17 protein-coding genes are annotated in these 20,074 nt (G+C 60.6%); 8 read left to right on the top strand and 9 right to left on the bottom strand.

Annotated elements, in window-relative coordinates; all coding sequences use genetic code 11:
* Positions 1–7: 7 nt before the first annotated feature.
* The 3 genes from amrB to ACYQ1P_RS11080 all read right to left on the bottom strand — a co-directional run bounded on the left by amrB (position 8) and on the right by ACYQ1P_RS11080 (position 4,274).
* Complete coding sequence (gene amrB / locus ACYQ1P_RS11090; protein ID WP_460020422.1) at positions 8–1,438, bottom strand: AmmeMemoRadiSam system protein B; 1,431 nt, start codon at positions 1,436–1,438, stop codon at positions 8–10.
* A 415-nt stretch (positions 1,439–1,853) separates the two neighbouring features.
* Positions 1,854–2,983, bottom strand: a protein-coding gene (locus tag ACYQ1P_RS11085) for an IS3 family transposase (RefSeq protein WP_460018929.1) whose coding sequence is annotated in 2 segments (ribosomal slippage) — positions 1,854–2,722 and positions 2,722–2,983 — 1,131 coding nt in all. Because the reading frame shifts where the segments join, the coding sequence is not laid out codon by codon here.
* A gap of 454 nt (positions 2,984–3,437) precedes the next feature.
* Positions 3,438–4,274, bottom strand: a complete 837-nt coding sequence (locus tag ACYQ1P_RS11080; RefSeq protein ID WP_460020421.1) for a universal stress protein — start codon at positions 4,272–4,274, stop codon at positions 3,438–3,440.
* Positions 4,275–4,455: 181 nt separating this feature from the next.
* Here ACYQ1P_RS11080 and ACYQ1P_RS11075 point away from each other — a divergent pair, with 181 nt between their 5' ends.
* Entirely contained in the window at positions 4,456–5,847 is a 1,392-nt protein-coding gene (locus ACYQ1P_RS11075) for an aspartate aminotransferase family protein (RefSeq protein WP_460020420.1), read from the top strand.
* Here the strand turns inward: ACYQ1P_RS11075 and ACYQ1P_RS11070 are convergent.
* From ACYQ1P_RS11070 to ACYQ1P_RS11060, 3 genes are all read right to left on the bottom strand, one after another.
* A complete protein-coding gene (locus ACYQ1P_RS11070) occupies positions 5,834–6,409 on the bottom strand; it encodes a TetR/AcrR family transcriptional regulator (protein WP_460020419.1) in 576 nt (191 codons plus the stop codon). The two genes, ACYQ1P_RS11075 and ACYQ1P_RS11070, sit on opposite strands and share 14 nt — an antisense overlap.
* An 82-nt stretch (positions 6,410–6,491) precedes the next feature.
* Positions 6,492–6,725, bottom strand: coding sequence for a sulfurtransferase TusA family protein (locus ACYQ1P_RS11065; protein WP_460020418.1), 234 nt, complete (start codon positions 6,723–6,725; stop codon positions 6,492–6,494).
* Positions 6,726–6,742: 17 nt separating this feature from the next.
* Positions 6,743–7,372, bottom strand: a complete 630-nt coding sequence (locus tag ACYQ1P_RS11060; RefSeq protein ID WP_460020417.1) for a DsrE/DsrF/DrsH-like family protein — start codon at positions 7,370–7,372, stop codon at positions 6,743–6,745.
* Positions 7,373–7,594: 222 nt separating this feature from the next.
* Between ACYQ1P_RS11060 and ACYQ1P_RS11055 the strand changes: the two genes are divergently transcribed.
* Together ACYQ1P_RS11055 and hemA are read left to right on the top strand one after the other, a co-directional pair.
* A complete protein-coding gene (locus ACYQ1P_RS11055) occupies positions 7,595–8,590 on the top strand; it encodes a sensor histidine kinase (protein WP_460020416.1) in 996 nt (331 codons plus the stop codon).
* A 124-nt stretch (positions 8,591–8,714) separates the two neighbouring features.
* Entirely contained in the window at positions 8,715–9,932 is a 1,218-nt protein-coding gene (gene hemA / locus ACYQ1P_RS11050; RefSeq protein WP_460020415.1) for a 5-aminolevulinate synthase, read from the top strand.
* A gap of 58 nt (positions 9,933–9,990) precedes the next feature.
* Here the strand turns inward: hemA and ACYQ1P_RS11045 are convergent, their stop codons facing one another.
* Positions 9,991–11,628: a sensor domain-containing phosphodiesterase gene (locus ACYQ1P_RS11045; protein ID WP_460020414.1), complete on the bottom strand. Its 1,638-nt coding sequence runs from the start codon at positions 11,626–11,628 to the stop codon at positions 9,991–9,993.
* 162 nt (positions 11,629–11,790) lie between these two features.
* On the opposite strand from ACYQ1P_RS11045, the gene ACYQ1P_RS11040 reads away from it, so the two are divergent.
* From ACYQ1P_RS11040 to accC, 4 genes are all read left to right on the top strand, one after another.
* Positions 11,791–12,330, top strand: a complete 540-nt coding sequence (locus ACYQ1P_RS11040; RefSeq protein ID WP_460020413.1) for a hypothetical protein — start codon at positions 11,791–11,793, stop codon at positions 12,328–12,330.
* A 74-nt stretch (positions 12,331–12,404) separates the two neighbouring features.
* A complete protein-coding gene (aroQ, locus tag ACYQ1P_RS11035; RefSeq protein WP_460020412.1) occupies positions 12,405–12,857 on the top strand; it encodes a type II 3-dehydroquinate dehydratase in 453 nt (150 codons plus the stop codon).
* An 8-nt stretch (positions 12,858–12,865) separates the two neighbouring features.
* Positions 12,866–13,324, top strand: coding sequence for an acetyl-CoA carboxylase biotin carboxyl carrier protein (locus tag ACYQ1P_RS11030; protein WP_460020411.1), 459 nt, complete (start codon positions 12,866–12,868; stop codon positions 13,322–13,324).
* A gap of 19 nt (positions 13,325–13,343) precedes the next feature.
* On the top strand, positions 13,344–14,693 hold the full coding sequence (gene accC / locus ACYQ1P_RS11025) for an acetyl-CoA carboxylase biotin carboxylase subunit (RefSeq protein WP_460020410.1): 1,350 nt from the start codon (positions 13,344–13,346) through the stop codon (positions 14,691–14,693).
* Here accC and ACYQ1P_RS11020 read toward each other — a convergent pair.
* Positions 14,690–15,241, bottom strand: a complete 552-nt coding sequence (locus tag ACYQ1P_RS11020) for an acyloxyacyl hydrolase (RefSeq protein WP_460020409.1) — start codon at positions 15,239–15,241, stop codon at positions 14,690–14,692. The genes accC and ACYQ1P_RS11020 overlap by 4 nt on opposite strands.
* Before the next feature lie 5 nt (positions 15,242–15,246).
* A complete protein-coding gene (locus ACYQ1P_RS11015; RefSeq protein WP_460020408.1) occupies positions 15,247–19,383 on the bottom strand; it encodes a coiled-coil domain-containing protein in 4,137 nt (1,378 codons plus the stop codon).
* Positions 19,384–19,518: 135 nt separating this feature from the next.
* Here ACYQ1P_RS11015 and kefF point away from each other — a divergent pair, with 135 nt between their 5' ends.
* On the top strand, positions 19,519–20,073 hold the full coding sequence (gene kefF, locus ACYQ1P_RS11010; RefSeq protein WP_460020407.1) for a glutathione-regulated potassium-efflux system oxidoreductase KefF: 555 nt from the start codon (positions 19,519–19,521) through the stop codon (positions 20,071–20,073).
* The last annotated feature ends 1 nt before the right edge of the window (position 20,074 follow it).

Genomic DNA, 20,074 nt, shown 5'->3' with positions numbered 1-20,074 from the left:
TTCTCCATTATTCCGCCCACAGGACGGAGGGGTCGGGAAGATCGTTCGCCGCCCGTTCTGCGGCAATGAAACGTTCGGCGCGGAAGGTATCCGACCAATGGTCGATGGGCAATCCCGCTTTGCGCTTCAAATGGGCCAGAAATTGCTTTTTGTCGGGCAACTCCCGCCAGACGGAGGGCAGGAACAAGGCCCGATGGCCCGTGTCGCTGATGATCAAACCGTCGATGCCGGGCCGCAACTGCGCCAACAGGTCCTCTTCGTCCTTGCAGGCGATCGGCCAGGGGGGACTGAGCAGCGACAGCGAGAGTTCCACCTGAGTCATTTCCTCCGCCGTCAGCGGCGGAAAACGCGGGTCTCGGAAAGCCGCCGACTGGGCGTTCTTGGCCACGTCGGTCAGCAACGGCTGATGCGCCATCACCGAGCCGATGCAGCCGCGCAATTGACCGTCGCGTTTCAAGGTGACGAAACAGGCCCCCTGTTTACGCAACTCCCGGGGATAGTCGTCCCAAACCTCCTCAACCCCGCGCTTGCCGGCCAGGGCCTCGCGGATCGAGGTGGCGGCCAGCCGCAACAGGGTTTCCCCGTGGCGCTCCAGAAGTTCCTGAGCCTGCGCCGCGAAGACGGAACTCGCCTGGCCGGACTCGGTCTCGAAAAACGCCCAAGCCCCATAGCCGACAACCCGATCCTTTGGCCCCGCCGTATCCCCGGAATTGCGCAAATCCAGAGTCTCGACGCGCAACCCGCGCCGCTGGGCCAGGGTCAGCAGGCCGCTCACCGGAATGCGCCCGCAGGCCGAGTCCTTGCCCAATCCCTTGGGGTCCAAATGCTCGATGGCCTCACAGGCTTGGGCATCCGCCGCCTTCGCTTCCTTGTAATCCAGGTAATGGCTGAGATCGGAACTGATGACGATCAGCGTCTCCGGCCCGCCCCAGACGGCGTCCAGCACCTCGGCCACCTGATCCCCGGTGGCGTTGCCAACCAACAAAGGCAGCAGGGTGAAATGGCCGAGCACTTCTTGCAGGAACGGCAGATGCACTTCCAGGCTATGTTCGTTCTGATGGCTGGCCTCGTAGGGATTGACCAAATTAAAATGCGCGCAGAGCCTATCGCAGGCTTCTCGATCCAGGGGCACGTCGCCCAGCGGCGTGCGCCAGGCATCGGAACTGCTGACCGAAAATCCGCGCACCGCCACCCGATGGCACGGACCGATCAGCACCACCTTGGTCAACCGGTCGTGCGCCGCCCTCAATCGCGCATAAACCGAGGCAGCCACCGGTCCGGAATAAATATATCCCGCATGGGGCACGATCACCGCCTTGGGTACCGGCCCTTCCCCGCCTTTGACCTGGGAAAGATACGCCAGCACATCCTCATGCAATTGAGTGGACTGATCGGCATAGAACGTCCCGGCAACGGCCGGACGACGGACGATGGACATGGGAAGACTCCTGCATTGAATTCACACCTTCAGTGTGACTCTTCACGAACCGGCTGTGAAGACATTACACATCATGATCGTGTCCGTAAAAACGACTAGCCCCGTCAGTGGCTCATGATCACTAAGCTATCAAATTATAAAATCACATTTTATTTTATATAATCAATACATTAGAACACTTCTGTTAAAGCATAAATTTACACAGGTAAGCACTAGGTAAGCAGGTTAAGGAGAACATTGGCGTAGTGAGCTGGTCCCACAATGTTGGACAGAGAGCTGGCCGGGATTGTTCAGACAGTTTTTGGCGTTGGATAAGTGGAGCCTCTGCCGGTTGCCGTGTTGTATCGCCGATGCGGGGCCTCACGCAGGGAGGGCGTAGCCCGACTGGAGTGGGGCCCCGCATCGGCAGTGAACGTCATGCTGCCACCGCCTGGGGCTGGTTGTCAAAGTAGATCCTATCCGGCGGCACCCGACCGAGGCTCGAATGTGGCCTCTTGCCATTGTAGAAGTCAAAATAGCGGCCGAGCGAGGTCCGCGCCTCGCCAACGCTGTCGTAGGCCCGAAGATAGACCTCCTCGTACTTCACCGAGCGCCACAGCCGTTCGACAAAGACGTTATCCCGCCAAGCTCCTTTGCCATCCATGCTGAGGGCGATGCCGTTGTCCAGCAGCAGGCCGGTGAATGGGGCACTGGTGAACTGGCTGCCTTGGTCGGTGTTGAAGATCTCCGGCTTGCCATACTTGGCCAGCGCGTCTTCGACCGCTTCCAGACAGAAATCCACGGTCATGGTGATCGACACCCGCCAAGACAGAACCCGGCGGCTGCACCAGTCGAGCACCACACAGAGATAGACGAACCCCCGCGCCATGGGGATGTAGGTAATGTCCATCGCCCATACCTGATTGGGACGCAGGATGGGTAGGCCGCGCAGCAGGTACGGATAGATCTTGTGTCCCGCTGCTGGTTTTGACGTGTTTGGTCGCCGGTACAAGGCCTCGATCCCCATGCGCCGCATCAGCGTGATGACATGATCGCGGCCGATCTCAACGCCCTCGTTGCGCAGGAAATCGCGCAGCATCCGGCTGCCTGCGAACGGAAAGTCCAGGTGCAATGCGTCGATCCGACGCATGATGGCCAGATCGGCGGCAGACACCGGTCGGGGCTGGTAATAGAGGCTGGCGCGACTAAGCCGCAGCACCTCCGCCTGCCGTTTCAGCGGCAGGGCATGGTCACGGTCGATCATCGCTTTACGCTCAACATGCCGGCCTTGTCGAGCGCACCGGCCAAAAAATCATTCTCCAACGTCAATTGGCCGATCTTGGCATGCAACTCCTTCAGATCAACCGGCACCGTCGCCTGGGATCGGCTCGCGCCGAAAACCCCCGATGCCCCCTCCAGCAATTGCCCTCGCCAGGTCGTGATCTGGTTCGGATGCACATCAAACTGCTGCGCCAACTCGGCCAGCGTCTTGTCTCCCTTGATCGCCGCCAAAGCCACCTTCGCCTTGAAAGCCGCTGTGTGGTTCCGCCGTGTACGCTTCGTCATGGTTCCTCCCGATCAACGGCATCATCGCCGCTCTCAGGCAGAAAATCCACTTAACCCCCTGTCTGAATTTCCCAGGCCACCTCTCCGCCCGATGGTCATGCGGCGGGACCGCCGTCCTTGCCGGTATTGGATGAGGTAACTCTTGATCCCGGTGGGTTTGAGCCGCAAGCCAAATCCGGGGATTTCATCATCCCAGACGACAAGGTCTTTGTCTTGGGGCTGAAGAACATCGACATATCGCTTGGTCAACCTTGGCATAGCATTCCCTTCCGTTCCCAGAGCTGACCCGAGGGCGTTTATAGCGCCACCGGGTAAGCAATAGGTAAGCACGAAAAGGAATATCAAGGCAAGCAACGGAGTAAGACAGAGCACTCACATTCACATATATCTTATTGTTTTTATATGAATAATAGTCATATGGCGCACCCTGTCGCACTATGGAAAAACCGCCCCGTCAGTGACTCATGATCACCGGAATGGTCATGTGTTTGAGCATGTAACGGGTGACGCCGCCGAGCACCATTTCGCGCCAGCGTTGATGGCCCCAGCCGCCCATGACAATGCAGTCGCAGCCGAACTCGACGGCCTTGGAAAGGATGGCCTCACCCACATCATGATCGCCCGCCGTCACCCGTCGGGTTTCCACGGCAATTCCGTGCCGAGCCAGATGTCCGGCGATGTTGACGCCGGTGATACCGCGCAGGTTCTCGGCCGATTCCTTGGTTTCGACCACCAGCACGAACACCTTGTCGGCTTCTTCCATCAACGGCAGACTATCGTTGATGGCGCGGGTCGCCAGTCGGCTGCCGTCCCAGCAGATCAGGATCTTGCGGCCCAACGGCTTGGACGCGCCCGCCCGAGGAATCACCATCACCGGTCGCCCGGCGGACAACACTAGGCGGTCCGGCAGTTGCTCGGACCCCACCTGTGGGTCCTCCTGGCTGTCCCGCTGACCGACGATGGCCATGTCCACATAGCGCACATTCTTCAACAGGAAATGGGTCAGATCCCCCTCGTTCTGACGCCATTCAAAGTCAATTCCGGCGGTTGCACAGGCCTGGGTGAACGCCGCTTTTGCCTTTTCTGCCAACGCGGTCATCACCTTGACCCGTTCGGCCACGATGTTTGCCCCCAGATGGGCCTCGATGAACTGCGGAATATCGGGCGGCGAGATCACATACAGCCCGGTCAGGTGCGCGCCCTGACTTTTCGCCAGATCCACAGCCGCTGCGATACGCGCCCCCGCATGGACTGAGTCGTCAACGTGAACCAGAATGTCCTTGAGTGCCATAGGTCGGATCCTTTTGTTCCGGAGGGCCTCCCTGCCCTAATTTATGATTTGGTTAAGTGTAGTCCAATTCCCCCCTTGTGCCAACGCGAGCCCGGACAAGGCAGAAATGCATTTTTTGTTCGTTCGCGGCTTGATATAAAGCCCCACTGCCTGAACTTCATCCGGCAATCCGAGGCCCCTCATGTCCCAAATCGCCAATTCCGCCGCCGCGCGCGACATCGCCCACTATCTGCACCCCTACACCAATTTGAAAACCCATCAGACCAGCGGCCCGTTGATCATCACCCGGGGCGAGGGCGTGCGGGTGTTCGACGATGAGGGTCGGGGCTATATCGAGGGGCTGGCCGGATTATGGTGCACCACCCTGGGCTTCAGCGAACCGCGTCTGGTCCGGGCGGCCACCCAGGCCCTGGAGACCCTGCCATTCTACCATGGCTTCGGACACAAGAGCACGCCGGCCTCCATTGATCTGGCGGAGAAACTGTTGCACTTGGCGCCGGTGCCCATGTCCAAGGTGCTGTTTGCCAATTCCGGCTCGGAATCCAATGACACCGCCGTCAAATTGATTTGGTACGTCAACAATGCCCGGGGCCGCCCGGAGAAAAAGAAGATCATTTCCCGCACCAAGGGCTATCACGGCGTCACCGTGGCCACCGGCAGCCTGACCGGAATCGCGCCCATGCAGGCGGATTTCGATCTGCCCATCGACCGCATATTGCATACGGATTGCCCGCACCATTACCGATTTTCAGAACCCGGCGAGAGCGAGGAATCCTTCGCGTCCCGTTGTGCCGACAACCTGGAGAAGCTCATCCTGGAGCAAGGCCCGGAGACCGTGGCGGCCTTTTTCGCCGAACCGGTGATGGGGGCCGGCGGCGTACTCGTCCCGCCCGCCACCTATTTCGAAAAAATCCAGGCGGTGTTGAAAAAATACGAGGTTCTGTTCATTGCCGACGAGATCATCTGCGGCTTCGGGCGCACCGGCAACATGTTCGGCTGTCAGACCTACGGCATCAAACCGGACATGATCAGCGTTGCCAAGGGGTTGTCGTCGGGCTATCTGCCCATTTCGGCGCTGATGATCACGGAAGAGATCTATCAATCCATGGTCTCGGAAAGCGAAAAGATCGGCATCTTCGGCCATGGCCATACCTACGGCGGCCATCCGGTCCCGGCGGCGGTCGCCCTGGAAACCCTGCGCATCTACGAGGAACGGGACATGGTCGGCCAGGTGCGGCGGATCGCCCCGCACTTTCAGACCCGGCTGGCCGAACTGTCCGACCATCCGCTGGTCGGTCAGGTGCGCGGTGTCGGACTGCTCGGCGCCGTGGAATTGATGCGGGACAAGGCGACCCGCACCGGCTTCGATCCCGCCGACGGGGTCGGCACCTATTGCGTCAACCGCTCCCTGGCCCACGGGTTGATCCACCGGGCCATGGGGGACAGTCTGGCCTTCGCGCCGCCGTTTATCATCTCCGAACAAGAGATCGACCAGATGGTGGAAATGTTCAAATTGGCTTTGGACGACACCCTCGACTGGGTGATCCAGCGCGGGCTTTTCAAGCAGCCGTAACCTGCCGCAGCCAGGCGCGGATATCGGCGGTTTCCGCCTCGATCCAGCTATGGTCACCGAAACTGTGACTGAGCATGGCCATGCCCTGCATGCGACCGACCATGCGGCGGGCCAGTACCGGGGCCTGTTCCGCCCCGACCAGGGGCCTGAACTGCCGGGTCGCCCAATCAATCAGCAGCTTAAACATGGCGTTGGCCGGTTCCTTGAGATCCGGCTGCGCCTTGCCCAATTCAGCCACCAAAGAGCCCATCGGACAGCCATAACGGGACACATCGCCCATTTCCTCGGGCAGAATATTGGCCATGCGCTCCAGCCGAGCCAGCGGATCGGCATATTGCGTCTCCCAGCTTTCCAGCAGCGCCCGCAACCGCGCGGTACGGGCTTCGAGCACCGACTTCAGCAACTCGTCCTTGGAGCGGAAATAGAAATAGAAATTGCCCTTGGGCACCCCCGAGGCGTCGGCGATATGGGCGAACGAGGTCTGATGGAACCCCTGCCGATAGAACAGGTCGTTCGCCGTCTCGATAATCCGGGTGCGGGTCTCTTCTCCCTTGCGGGGCATGGGGGTTGCCATTCCATTTGGTCCTTGATGCGGTCACTATAATCGGTTCCCGACCGCATGACACCCCCCAGCGCCCCGCCGGTCAGGCATTCTTGCGAATGGTGAACACATGGGTGCCGTTGTCGCTTTCCGCCGACAGCAGGTCGCAGCCGGTCTGGCGGCAGAAGGCTTCCACATCCTTGACCGATCCGGCATCGGTGGACAACAGACGCAGGGTGCCGCCCGGGGCCAGATCCTTGGAGGCCTTTTTCAGGCGCAGGATGGGCAGCGGACAGTTGAGGCCGGTGGCATCGACGGTTTGCGGTTGCGCATTCATGATGTTTTCCTTTCAGGTTACACAAAAATGGTGGCGTCAGCGCCCTTGGTAATTTCGAGAAAACTGGTGGCCCCGATCCATCCCGCCACTTCGGGGATGAAAATCTTCGGATCGTAGCCGAACAAATCGACCGTCATCTGGCAGGCCCAGAGTTTTACCTCCCCTTCCAGACAGGCCTCGCGCAGGTCGGCAATGGAAGCCACGCCCTTGTCACGCAGGGTCTTTTTCATCATCGACGTGGCCATGCCGTCGAACCCCGGCAGGGCGGCCATGACCGAATTGGGGATGTTCATATTGATCTTGCGCAGCCAATCCGGGCCGACCGGCAGCTTCATCGGCATGGCCGGATTGCCCAACGGGCTGATGTGCAGATCCAAATCGCTGCGCAGCAATTCCAGACCGTAGAAGGTGAAAAAAATCGACACCTCCCAGCCCAGCGCCGCCGCCGTGGATGCCAGAATGAACGGCGGATAGGCCATGTCCAAGGTGCCCTTGGTGGCGATGATCGACATGCGCGGCACCCGCTCCGCCTCACGCTTTTGCAATAGCTCCTTGAGCTTTTCCTCCACCCGGCGATCAATCAGCGCCTCCAGGTCAGGTTCGCCGCGCAACGCCTGCGGCACGGCTTTTTTCGATATGGCATTCATGAGTCCCGGTCTCCTCCGTTGATGCCCGACCCTTCACAGTCAGACGATTGTCTATTTTATGACGCACGTCTGACTATAATGTCAAGCCAAAAACCTGTTTAGTTGCCCTCCGGCTTATCGCTATGATATGCGGGCGCGCTTTTCCTGGCCTTGTTGGGCTTGGTTTTTTTCATCTGTCGGAGGCGGAGACTCATTTCTGCTCACCTGTTGGCGAACGTTGTCTTGAGCGGCTCGCTCCTCGTGCAATTCACGACCGCCTTTCTGGCGTTCCGGCTGATTCGGGAAACCGGTCACAAACTGGCCTGGGGCATGATCGCCGTTGCTCTAATTCTCATGGGGTTTCGGCGTTCCATTTCCTGGGTCCATGCGGTCTCCGGGGATCACGTCCCGGTCGACCTCCATGCCGAATTGGTGGCTTTGCTGATTTCGGTGCTGATGTTGGTCGGCGTGAGTCTCATCGGGCGCCTTTTTCGGAGCGCCCAGGAAAACCAGAATGAATTGCGCCGAAAAAACGCCGAACTCGAACGCTCCAATGCGGAGCTGGAAGCCTTTGCCTATGTCGCCTCGCACGATCTGCGGGAGCCGCTGCGCAACGTGACCAGTTTTTCCGCCATGCTGGAAAAAAAGATTTCGGGGAAACTCGATGATGAGTCGCGGACCTATCTGAATTTCATTCAAGGTGGCGCGATCCACATGAATCACCTTATTCTCGATCTGCTCGACTATTCCCGTGTCGGACAGGCCAAGGGTCCCGTCACCCGGGTGCCGACACGGCAAGCCGTGGCGGCCGCCTTGCATGCCCTGCAAGCGCAGATCGCGGACAGCGGCGCGGAAATCTCCCTGCAAGAGGACATGCCCACTCTGCAAGGCAACCGGAGCGAGTTGGAGCGGATTTTCGTTAATCTGCTGTCCAACGCCCTGAAATACCGCGCCGCAGAACGCCCTTTGAGCATTGCCGTTGCCTGCGCCCGAACGCAGGACGGCTGGACCTTCATGGTCCGCGACAACGGCATCGGCATCGAGACCGGTAAGGGGTACGAAGAACGCATCTTCGGACTGTTCCAGCGCCTTCATCATCGTGAGGAATTTGGCGGTGGCACCGGTATCGGCTTATCCATCTGCCGCAAGATCATTGAGCGGAACGGCGGCAAAATCTGGGTGGAAAGCAAATTGGGGCACGGCAGTACTTTCTTTTTTTCCTGGCCGTCCCATGACTAGCCATTTTTCGCCCTGTGGCTTACAGGTTGCGGGAAAATCGCCGCTGCATTAAGTTTGACCTTAATCAATACGGACCCAAATGCCACAGGCTAAGGTTTCGGTCCACCGCGAGACAGGAGGGGTAATGGACTACGAACGGTTCTTCGCCGAACAGATCACCACGCTCAAGGAAGAAGGGCGCTATCGCGTCTTTGCCGATCTGGAACGGAAAATGGGAGAATTCCCCAGGGCTATCAACCACTTCCATGGTGGCTCGCGGGAGATCACCGTCTGGTGCTCCAACGACTATCTCGGTCAGGGACAGAATCCCACCGTGCTCCAAGCCATGCACGAAGCGCTCGACAAGAGCGGCGCCGGGGCGGGTGGCACCCGCAACATTTCGGGCACCAATCATTATCACGTGCTGCTGGAAAAAGAGCTGGCCGACTTGCATGGCAAGGAAGCGGCGCTGGTTTTCGGCAGTGCCTGGGTCGCCAATCTGACCGGCATCAGCACCATCGCCGCGATGATCCCCAACATGGTTCTGCTGTCCGACGCCAAGAACCACAATTCGATGATCGAGGGCATGAAGCACTCACGGGCCGAAAAGGTCATTTTCAGGCACAATGACCCCAAGGACCTGGAAGAAAAGCTCAAGGCCATCGACCCGGCCCGCCCGAAGATGATCCTGTTCGAGTCCGTCTATTCCATGGATGGCAACATCGCGCCGATCAAGGAATTCTGCGACCTGGCCGACAAATACAACGCCATGACCTTCATCGACGAAGTGCATGCGGTCGGCATGTACGGCCAGCGGGGCGGCGGCATCTGCGAGCGCGAGGGGTTGTCCAACCGGCTGACCATCATCCAGGGCACCATGGCCAAGGCTTTCGGGGTGGTTGGCGGCTATATCGCCGGGTCGGCGGCGATGGTCGATTTTGTCCGCTCGTTCGGCACCGGGTTCATTTTCTCCACTTCCATGCCGCCCGCCGTGGCCGCCGGTTGTCTGGCCAGCATCCGCTACCTGAAAGAGCACAACGAAGTGCGCGAGCGGCATCAGGAGCGCTCCTGGACCCTCAAGCGCCGCCTCACCGAGGCCGGACTGCCGGTGATCGAGAATCCGAGCCATATCGTGCCGGTTCAGGTCGGCGATCCGGTGCTGTGCAAACAGGCCAGCGACATGTTGATGGACCAATACGGCATCTACGTGCAGCCCATCAACTTCCCCACCGTGCCGCGCGGCACCGAGCGCCTGCGCCTGACGCCGACGCCCCTGCATAGCGACGCCGACATGGATCATCTGGTGGAATCCATCAAGGCGGTCTGGGACAAACTGGGTTTGAAATATCTAGAAGCCGCCTGAGCGGATCTCAAATCACATCAAAGCCCCGGTGTCGCGCCGGGGCTTTTTTGTGGGCGCGCTACATACGCGGTGTCTTGCCGAGGGAGAAGTTGGACACGTTGGCCGTCGCCCGACCGAAGAAATGGCCCTGGGCGTAATCCACCCCCAGATCCCGGAGCAACCAGACGGTTTTCTCGTCTTCCACCATCTCGCCGATGGTGCGGATTTTCAGGTCATTGCACAGACCGGCGATGGCCTTCAGAAAGGGCCGTCCCTCCGGCTTGGTGAAGGCCTCGCGGATATATTGGCCGTCAATCTTGACGAAATCCACCTTGAGGCCGGCCAGATACTGGAAGGTCGCCGCCCCGGCCCCGAAATCGTCGATACAGACCTGAATGCCGAGGGTCCGCAACTGGTCGAGAACGTCGTTCACCAGTCCCAGGTCCTTGATTTCCGTGTATTCCGTCACCTCAACCATCAGCCGGGGACAAATGTCGGAGTTTTCCTTGAGCATCCCCAACAGGTGATCCATGAACGCCGGGTTGGACACCGAACGGCCCGACAGGTTGATGGCGATGCGGGCCGCAGGTGGCACCTTGCTACCCGCCCGAACCATGGAAATGGCCTTGCGGCAAACCTTCTCGTCGAAGTCGGTGATGATCCCCACTTCCTCGGCAAAGGCGATGATGCGGCCCGGGGGCACATACTCGGTGCCCTCCCGGATGCGTGCCAGGGCCTCGAAATGATGCACTCCCCACTTGTGCAAATCGACAATGGGCTGAAAATGCAGGGTGAAATCGGCGCTGTCGATGATCTTGCGGACGCTTTGCACCCGCGCCAGATTGTCCGCCATGGCCGATTCGTAGCCATCGGCCAGACTCAGGCCGTCCAGACTCTCGACCCCGCCATCGACGAACCGCTTGATGGTATGGGCCAACGCCTTGGACACATCGCCCTCGCTCAGTCCCTCGGCGGCGGCTTCGATGGTCGCCGTCTTGACTTTCAAATCGGAGCGTCCGGTCAGACTCTTGAGCAAATCGTTGACCCGCCGCCCGATGTTTTCCTCGCCGATTTCCGCATCATGGAGCAGGCCGATCTTGCCGTCTTCCAGTCTGGCCACCGGCCCATCGGGCACCGCCCAGGCGCGCAAGGCCTCCACCGCCGCCGCCTCGACTTCCCTGGCTTTTGCCGGGTCGAGTCCTCCGGCCTTGGCGGCCTCGGAAATATCGACCAGCGAAAGGTTGACCTCTTGGCCCAGTTCCTGGGCTTTTTTCAGCGAGTCCTGGACCGCGCTGCCGAATTCCTGGGCATTCATGTCTGATTTCGGCGGCGTCTTGACGTTGAGTTCCCGCGAACAGACCAGATTGTAGGTCCCGCCCCGATCCGGCATCAGGATTCCAGAAATCGTAAAGCGCCGGGAATCGCCCTTTCCGCCCAGAAACTCCATGGACAGCTTGCGCGCCCGGCCGGTCTCGCGAATGCGCCGCAGCACCTCCTCGGCCATGATTTTCTGATGGGTTGGCACCGCATCGGCCAGGGCCATCCCCTCCAGTTCCGAGGGTTTGCGTCCCAACAGGCGGTTCGACGTGGCCCGGCAAAACCGAATGACGCCGCCCGAATCCACCTCCAGCAACAGGTCTCCGGCGGCGAAAGCGAAAGCCAGAAACCGTTCCCGCTGCTGCCGTTCTGTGATCGGTTCGCCGGACTCGGGTCTCATTCAATTCTCCAGGAAAAACCGGTTGGAACCGATTCTGTCCATTGCTTGGGTCCTTGAATATGGGACGCGAAGGCGCATATGTGAAGCAGCATTTGGCTTTGGACCCGCCAGCGGATCTGTTGTAGAATGGTTCCAATATTTCGATTCAAGGGACGACCGTAGATGTATGCTGACCAGACACTGACCCCGAAGGAAGCCACCCGGCTTTGCGCGCTGGGCAGTCTGGCGCTTGAGTCCCTGCCCTATGGTGCCCTGGCCTCTTCGGTGCGCCATTTCATGAGCCGCATTACCGGCCCCTCTCTCGATCTGATGGGCTCTTCCATTGAGCTGTTGAAGTACGAGGGACTGGTCGAGGCGCTCGACGGTTCGGGGCTGGAAGACAACGCCACCCTGGCCATAACCGACAAGGGCCGCCAGGAACTGCGGGCCTTGTTGACGGCCCGCCTGCGCAGCGGGGCCAGCGAGTTGAACAAGCTCATCATCGCCCTGAAATTCCGCTTTCTGCACCTGCTCGACCCGGAAGATCGCCGCAATCAGGCCGATATGCTGATCGAGGTCTGCGAGACCGAACTGCTGCGACTCGAAGATCTGCGCGCCCACCATGCGTTGGACGGCGGTTATCTGGTGGCCTGGCTGGATCACGACATTTCCCAGCACGAGCAGCAAGTGGCTTGGCTGCGTGAATTCATCTCCACTCTTTAGAACCCCATAAGCGCGTTGCACCTGTGACCGCTCGTGGTATAACCGTGCTCAAATAGAGTGAATCGGGAACGACCATGCGGGTTTTATTGCTCAACGGCCCCAATCTGAACATGCTCGGCAGTCGGCAACCGGAAGTCTACGGTCGCGACACCTTGGCCGACGTGGAGGGCCTGTGCGTGGCCCACGGCCGTACCCTGGGCATCAGCGTTTTGTGCCGCCAAAGCAATTACGAAGGCAAAATCGTCGGCTGGATTCAGGATGCCCATCACAAATACGATGCCATCATCATCAATCCCGGGGCCTATACCCATAGCTCGGTGGCCATTCTCGACGCCCTGCTGGCAGTCAATCTGCCGACCGTGGAGGTTCACTTGACCAATATCCACCGGCGGGAGGAATTCCGTCATCATTCCTACGTTTCAAAGGCGGCCTGGGGCGTTCTTTGCGGTTTTGGAGTCCAGGGCTATTTGATGGCTCTCGATGCGCTGGCCCATCGCCTTTCCCCGACCAAGACCATGGAGGCCTGATCCCGACCATGAGCAGCAACATTAAAAAATCAGAGATCGAATCTGACATGATCCGCGCCCTGGCCAAGCTGCTGGATGAAAATGGCCTGACTGAAATCGAATACGGCACGGATCATGTGCAAATCCGTGTCGCCCGTCAGATGACCGTCGCCGCCGCACCGACTCACGCCGTCGGCGTCCACTCGGGGCCGGTTGGCGCGCCCGCCGCCGGAGGCGATGATCTGGCCGATCATCCCGGGGCCTTGCGCTCGCCGATGGTCGGGGTGGTCTACACCTGTCCGGAACCGGGGGCCGAAGCCTTCGTTCGGGTCGGCGATACGGTCACCGAGGGACAGACCATTCTACTGATCGAGGCCATGAAGGTCTTCAATCCCATTCCCGCCCCGCGCAGCGGCCGCGTCACCCGCATTCTGGTCAGCAACGGTTCGCCGGTGGAATTCAATGAACCCATGTTGGTGATCGAATAACAAAAAGGCGACCCCGGACATGTTTGAGAAAGTCCTGATCGCCAACCGAGGCGAAATTGCACTGCGCATCCATCGGGCCTGCAAGGAGATGGGCATCCGCACGGTGGCGGTGCATTCCACCGCCGACACCGATGCCATGCATGCCCGGTTGGCCGACGAAGCCGTCTGTATCGGCCCGCCCTCGGCCAAGGAAAGCTATCTGAACATTCCGGCCATTCTTTCCGCCGCCGACATCACCGGGGCCGATGCCATTCATCCGGGCTATGGGTTCCTGTCCGAGAATGCCGATTTCGCCTCCATGGTCGAGGAGCACGGATTCACCTTCATCGGCCCGTCGCCCGACCATATCACCATGATGGGCGACAAGATCGCGGCCAAGAATGCCGCGCTCTCCACCGGCATTCCGGTGGTGCCGGGCTCAGACGGGGCCGTTGAGACCGCCGCCGAGGCCCTGAAATGGGCCAAGGAGATCGGCTTTCCGGTGCTCATCAAGGCGACGGCCGGCGGTGGCGGGCGCGGCATGAAAGTGGCCAAGAACGAATCCGAACTGCTCCAGGCCTGGCAGCTGGCCCGCCAGGAAGCCAAATCCGCTTTCGGTAACGACGAAGTCTACATGGAGCGTTACCTGCAAAAACCGCGTCACATCGAAATCCAGATTTTGGCCGATCTGCATGGCAATGTGGTGCATCTGGGCGAGCGCGATTGTTCCTTGCAACGCCGCCACCAAAAGCTGCTCGAAGAGGCCCCCTCTCCGGCCCTCAATTGGAGCCAGCGTAACGAGATCGGCGAGATCGCCTGCAAGGCCATCCGCAAGTTGGGCTATCGCAGCGTCGGCACCATCGAATTCCTGTATGAAAACGGCGAGTTCTTTTTCATTGAAATGAACACCCGCCTACAGGTGGAACATCCGGTCACCGAGATGATCTGCGGCCTTGATCTGGTGCGCGAGATGATCCGCGTCGCCTCTGGCGCGCCCCTCGGCTACACCCAGGAAAGCCTGCGCTTCTCCGGCCATGCCATCGAATGCCGGATCAATGCCGAAGACCCGGAAACCTTCCTGCCGTCCCCCGGCATGGTCGGCGACTACCACACGCCGGGCGGCCTCGGCGTGCGGGTGGATTCGGCCATCTATTCCGGCTATCGCATCCCGCCCTACTATGATTCCATGGTCGGCAAGCTGATCGTGCATGGGGCCAATCGCAACGAATGCCTGATGCGCCTGCGCCGCTGTCTGGGCGAATACGTCATTGACGGCATCCGCACCACCATCCCCCTGCACCAGCGGCTGGTCGACAACGCCGAATTCATCAACGGCGATTACGATATTCACTGGCTGGAAAAATTCGTCGGGATGAAGAAGAGTCTCTAAAACCGATACCCATACCGAATGCCGAGGGTATCCAGGCCCTCGTTGGCGTCCTGGGTGTAGCCATTGGAGATATGGTCAAAATACAGGGACAGGCCGTGATGGCCGTCCCATCGGTAGCCGATTTCTACCGGAATATGGAACAACAGGTGCGCGCCCAAGGCCTTCTGGTCGGTCCGCACCAGCTTGGTTTGGCCATTGTGCCAAGCGCCGCCGAGGCCGAAATTGACATAGGCCCCACCGTCGAATTCATATTCGTAGCGGGCGTCCAGATAGACCTTGCTGGTATCGCCCGAGGTATTGAACGACCCGCCCAAGGCAGGACGGATGGCGCCGCCCAGAACCTCGACTTTCGGGGCCAGGACAGCTTCGAGGTTGAGGTCCATGCCCCGCTCGCGACTGAAGCTGCTCCACATGTTGGGGACGTCATGGGCCAGCACGCCGCCCTTCAGCTCATAAAGATAAGCGGAGGCGTCCTCGGTCCTTGCCTGCCCGGGGGCCATCAGCAGGGCCGCACAGGCCACAAGAGTCCAACCGGCTATTTTTTTCATCCGACTTATCCTTCCAGGGCCTTGGCCAGCAGCATGTAAACCTTGCCCACATCGGCGGTCAAGAAGGTGGCGGCCAGCACATTGTTGCGGTCGGTTTGACGTGACCCCTCCAGAACCTCGTCGAACTGCGCCCGATAGCGATCGACGAAATCGCGGAATTCGGCATCGGCCTGATAGCGGTCGCGAATGGCCGCCAGCTTGGCCTTTTCCCTGAAGCCCAAAATTTTGCGCACGAACACGCCCTTGTCGCCCCGGGTATAGCGTTGCCAATCGTCTTCGCTGACCGGCGTTTCCATCAGCCGGTTGATATCCACGGCCAGGGATTGCAGGGTTTCGGAAATGAAGGTCATGCGGCGCAGGAAATCGTCCGAGGACGCCTTGTCCGCATGGACCTTGAGGGATTCCAGCAAAGACGCGGCGTCGCGGGCGGTTTCGCGCATGTCCCGCGACTGACTGTCCATGACCTTGGCCACCTCCCTGGCCCGGCTGGCCACCTTTTCCGAGGTTTCGGAAAGCTGGATCGTCCGCTTCTCCAGGGTATGGTCCCAGACGCTGAGTTTGGCCAACGCCTGATCGGAGACCGTGTGCACTTCGCGGCCCCGCTTGTGCAGGGAATCGGTGATGGTCTCGATGGCGATCACAGCTTCTTGATAACCGGCCCGCAGCTCCGCCAACTGCCGTTGCAGATTGCCGGCCACCACATCGAGGCTCCCGGTCGCCTTTTTCGAGATGCGGTCGCTCTGTTCCGATTCCTGTTGCAGGCGCTGGGCGACCAAAGCGATGTTCTGGGCGCTGGCTTCGGTGGCCGAGGCCAGGCGGGCGGCCTTTTGATCGAGCATCCGGCCCATGGCGGACAGGCGCTCTGAAGCGGAATCGCTGACCGTCGCCAGCCCCTGCGCCCCCTCGCGCAGAACTTCGGCGGCGGCCCCCACATGACCGGCGGCCCGGGTCGAGACGGTCTTCAGATCCTCGGCCCGTCGCTCCAGTTCCTTGCCCGCCGTATCCATATGCGCCATGGCCTGGTCGGTCACCGCGCCCAGTTCCTGCGAGCGGGTCAACAAGGCCGCACCGGCCCCATCCAAACGATCCGCCGAACGCTTCGAGACCTGATCCAGATGTCCCACCTGATGCCCCAGGGCTTCCGACGCCACCGACATGATCCGCGCCGCCTTCTGGGCCACGCCGCCAATTTGCCGGGCCTTTTCCTCCATCGCCTGGCTGGCACGGTTGAGGTCCTCCTCCGCGTTGGCGGCGGAATCATTGAGCGCATCGACCCGTTGGCGGAGCACCTCGTCGGTCGCCATCAGCGATGCAGCGACCTGATCGGACGCTTCCACAACCTGACGGGCCTGGAACTTGATGGCACCGCCCATGCTGCTCAGGATCTTGCGCGACTGTTCGGTGGTATCCTCCAGTTCCTGAGCCCGCGCGCCGAGAATCAGCGCCGTGTCGTTGAGACGGCTCACGGTCTGGTCGGACTTGGCATTGGCGCTGTCGGCCCGGCTTTCCACGATCTCGCTGGCAACGATGATCCGCTGCGCCCCATCCTCGGAAACCGCCACCACTGATTCTGCCGCCAGTCGCAGGCCTTCGGTGGCCCGGGTCAGCGACTCGGCGGTCTCTTCCGTCGCCCGGGTCAGCGCCGAGGTGATGCCCTGCAACTGGTCGCCGGCCTGATCCATATGGCTCACGATGGTTTCGGCAACGCCTTCCAGAACCAGGGAACGGTTTTGGAACGCCTCTCCGGCCTGCCCCATGTCGCGCATCACCCGGTTGGAGGTGGTGTCCAATTCCTCGGTTTGCTGCTTGAGGGCAATCATCAACAGGTTCATCAAACGGGCCGTGCGGCTGGCCGCCTCGCCAACGTCCCGCGCCCCGGTCTTGACCGCCCCGTGCAGGGTGGCGAATTTGCTGGTCGCGGTGTCGGCAATCTGAGTCAGGGCACCGGACTGATTGTGCAAGAACTCCGCCGCAGTCCTGATCCGGCCTTCGGCGACATCGGAGACCGACACCAGGTCGGCCCGACGGTTGGCCAGCAGTTCGCCCAGGCCTTTCATCACTTCCTGGACTTTCTGAACCCCCTCAATGGCCTGCCCCGAACGCTCGGTCAACAAATGGCCCAGGCGGTTCAACAGCCCCTCGGCGGCCTGCACGGAATGCTCCAGATCAAGCGCATTGTTGGCCATCAGCTCGGCCAGATTGACCATGCGGGTGGCGGCGGCTTCCGAGGTGCTGTCCAAATCCCGCACCCGTTCCTGCAAATCCGTATCGAGGGTTTTTAACCGGTTCGCCACTTCGCTGCTCAGGCCGGACAAACGGACCACCCGTTCGGTAAAAGAATCGCTCCAGTTGCCGGTCCGGTCGGCAGCCGTTTGCATTTCCTGCAACCCGTTCTGCAAGGCGCGGGTCACAAGTTCCAGGGCCGAGGAGCCGGTTTCGCCCGCGGCTTCCAGTTCCAGAGTCCGGGCGCGCAGGGTCTCCCCCAGCCGGTCCATTTCGGTCCGTGCCTGGGTTTCCACATAGGACAGGTCGCTGCTGCGTTTCTTCAGGGACTCGCTGGTCATCTCCAGACTCTTGCGCACGTCCTCACCACGCTGCACCAGCTGAGTGGCCTGACGGGACAAATCCTCGCCCGCCGCCTCCACCTGAAGCACCGATTGCTGGGTCAGGTCCTTGAAGTCGTCGGAGCGGCGGGACAGATCCTCGGCCACCCGCGCCACATCGCCGAGCGCCTGGGTCGAAAGGTTGCTCAATTCGCCGGACAGGCCATGCACCCGTTCGCCCAGATCGCGGGTCCGCTCCTCGGCCCGATTGACACTAATCTCCATGGTCTTGGTGTGGTTCCCGTAAGCAATGCCCAGGGCTTCGATCTTGCCCAGGGCACGATCCGAGGACTCATTGAGGTTTTGTGTCGTCGAGTCCAGATTGGCCCCGGCCTCCATCATGCGCCCGGTAACCTTGTGCGAAATGTCGTCGAGGGTTCGGGCCTGCGCCCCGAGTGATGCCTCCATGGCCGCTGCCTGGGTGGACACCCGGCGGCCCACCGCCTCCAGATCCTTGGCCTGGGTCATCAGGGTTTCGCGCATCAGTTCGCCGCGTGTCGCCGCCTGATCGGTCCGTTGCTCCAGCAGGCGCCCCTGCTCATCGACAAATTCCGCCGTCGTGCGCGCCTTCTCGGCCGCCTCGGCGATGGCCCGGATCAGGGATTCGGAACTTTCCCCCAGAACCTTCGAGACATCCTCGCCCCGCTGCGCCGCCTTGGACCCCGCATTGGCCAGGGCTTCCGCCTGTCCATCGAGCAAGGTGGCCACTTCCCGGGCCACCGTGACCGCCACCTGGGCGGCCTCTTGCAACTCGCCGCCCCGTCGGCCCAGCAGTCCGGCGATGCCTTCCAGGCGGTTGGCGTCGCCCTGCGCGCGGCTTTCCAGGGATTGCACCTGTCCGCCCAGCAATTCCGCCGCTTCCTGAATGCGGGTGACGACCAGGGCGGCCGCCGTATTCAGTTCCCGCGTCTGACGCTGTAAGGATTTTTCGGCCTCCAGGGAAAATTTCTCGTTGGCTTCCGAGAGCCGCGAAAGCTCCTGCAGGCGGTCGCGGATGAGACCATCCATGGCCCGCGCCCGACTGAGCGAATCCTCGCTGGCCTCGGTCAGGCTTTGGGACTGGGCATGCAGGGAGCGGGAAATTTCACGCACCCGCGCCCCGGCAGTCTCCGAGGGATAGGCCAGCCGTTGCAGATACCAGCGCAGGGCGCGGGCCTCGTACTTCAGAATTCGCCCCCGCTCGACAAAGGCCACGGCCACCCAGATCAACGCCAAGGGCGTCAGAATCCCGACCGCCAGCCCCCCGGCTTCATGGGGCAACAGAATGGAGACCTGATCCCAACCCAGTTGCAGATGCACCATATAGATGCTGAGCGCCAACCAGGCCGCCGACAACAGGCCACCTACCAGAACAGGCAGACGGTAGCGGATGTGGCGCGGCACATTCCAACTGTCCGGAGAGAGCGGTTCATTGACCAGAAAGCCGTCCTCGGGAGGCAACGTCTCCGCCTCGGCGGCGGGAGCCGCTTGATCCGCATCGTAGGCGACAGTGATATTGCGCTTTCCGGGTCCCTTGGGACCCTGCTCGTTCGTGCCCATGGCTCAACGTCCTTGACAGGCTTTCCGACAAAAATGACAGCCTATTACAATACACGAGTATAAAAAAACCATGAACCGAAATGAAAAACAGCCTAAGACTCCTCCCCAACACCGCCCAGCGAAGATGGTTGCCCAATGATCGCCGAGACGCGCAAGATTCTTGTCCTGTTCGCCCACCCGGACTTTTCCACATCGCGCATCAACCGCCGCATGTTCGAAGTTCTGGCGGATCTTGAACATGTGACCCGGCATGATCTGTATGCCGCCTACCCGGACTTCAATGTGGATGTGCGACGCGAACAGCAACGCTGCGAGGCCCATGACATCCTGATTTTTCAGCATCCCTTCTATTGGTACAGTTGCCCGGCCCTGCTCAAGCAATGGATGGACGAAGTGCTGACCTTCGGCTGGGCCTATGGAGCACTTGGCACGGCCCTGCGCGGCAAGAACCTTATTTCAGTCATTTCCACCGGCGGTTCTGCGGCGGCCTATTCGCGCGAGGGGTTCCATGGCCGCACCATCGACGAACTGCTGACCCCCTTCGATCAGATGGCCCGTCTCTGCGGCATGTCCTATCAACCGCCCTTGCTGTTCCATGCCAGCCGGGGGGCCAGCAATCGAGCCATCGAGCTGCATGCCCAAGCCTACCGCCGCAAGATCATTGCCCTGCGTAGCGGCTCCGGAGATTAGG

Source organism: Magnetospira thiophila (genome assembly GCF_054657015.1).
This window is presented reverse-complemented; position numbering and strand designations above follow the sequence as displayed.

Coding starts and splice junctions, on each gene's coding strand:
- ACYQ1P_RS11045 (WP_460020414.1), bottom strand. CDS start 11,628: ATGAGACCCGAGTCCGGCGAACCGATCACAGAACGGCAGCAGCGGGAA.
- ACYQ1P_RS11030 (WP_460020411.1), top strand. CDS start 12,866: ATGAGCAGCAACATTAAAAAATCAGAGATCGAATCTGACATGATCCGC.
- ACYQ1P_RS11070 (WP_460020419.1), bottom strand. CDS start 6,409: ATGCCCCGCAAGGGAGAAGAGACCCGCACCCGGATTATCGAGACGGCG.
- ACYQ1P_RS11080 (WP_460020421.1), bottom strand. CDS start 4,274: ATGGCACTCAAGGACATTCTGGTTCACGTTGACGACTCAGTCCATGCG.
- ACYQ1P_RS11020 (WP_460020409.1), bottom strand. CDS start 15,241: ATGAAAAAAATAGCCGGTTGGACTCTTGTGGCCTGTGCGGCCCTGCTG.
- ACYQ1P_RS11015 (WP_460020408.1), bottom strand. CDS start 19,383: ATGGGCACGAACGAGCAGGGTCCCAAGGGACCCGGAAAGCGCAATATC.
- ACYQ1P_RS11040 (WP_460020413.1), top strand. CDS start 11,791: ATGTATGCTGACCAGACACTGACCCCGAAGGAAGCCACCCGGCTTTGC.
- ACYQ1P_RS11060 (WP_460020417.1), bottom strand. CDS start 7,372: ATGAATGCCATATCGAAAAAAGCCGTGCCGCAGGCGTTGCGCGGCGAA.
- ACYQ1P_RS11075 (WP_460020420.1), top strand. CDS start 4,456: ATGTCCCAAATCGCCAATTCCGCCGCCGCGCGCGACATCGCCCACTAT.
- accC (WP_460020410.1), top strand. CDS start 13,344: ATGTTTGAGAAAGTCCTGATCGCCAACCGAGGCGAAATTGCACTGCGC.
- amrB (WP_460020422.1), bottom strand. CDS start 1,438: ATGTCCATCGTCCGTCGTCCGGCCGTTGCCGGGACGTTCTATGCCGAT.
- hemA (WP_460020415.1), top strand. CDS start 8,715: ATGGACTACGAACGGTTCTTCGCCGAACAGATCACCACGCTCAAGGAA.
- ACYQ1P_RS11065 (WP_460020418.1), bottom strand. CDS start 6,725: ATGAATGCGCAACCGCAAACCGTCGATGCCACCGGCCTCAACTGTCCG.
- aroQ (WP_460020412.1), top strand. CDS start 12,405: ATGCGGGTTTTATTGCTCAACGGCCCCAATCTGAACATGCTCGGCAGT.
- kefF (WP_460020407.1), top strand. CDS start 19,519: ATGATCGCCGAGACGCGCAAGATTCTTGTCCTGTTCGCCCACCCGGAC.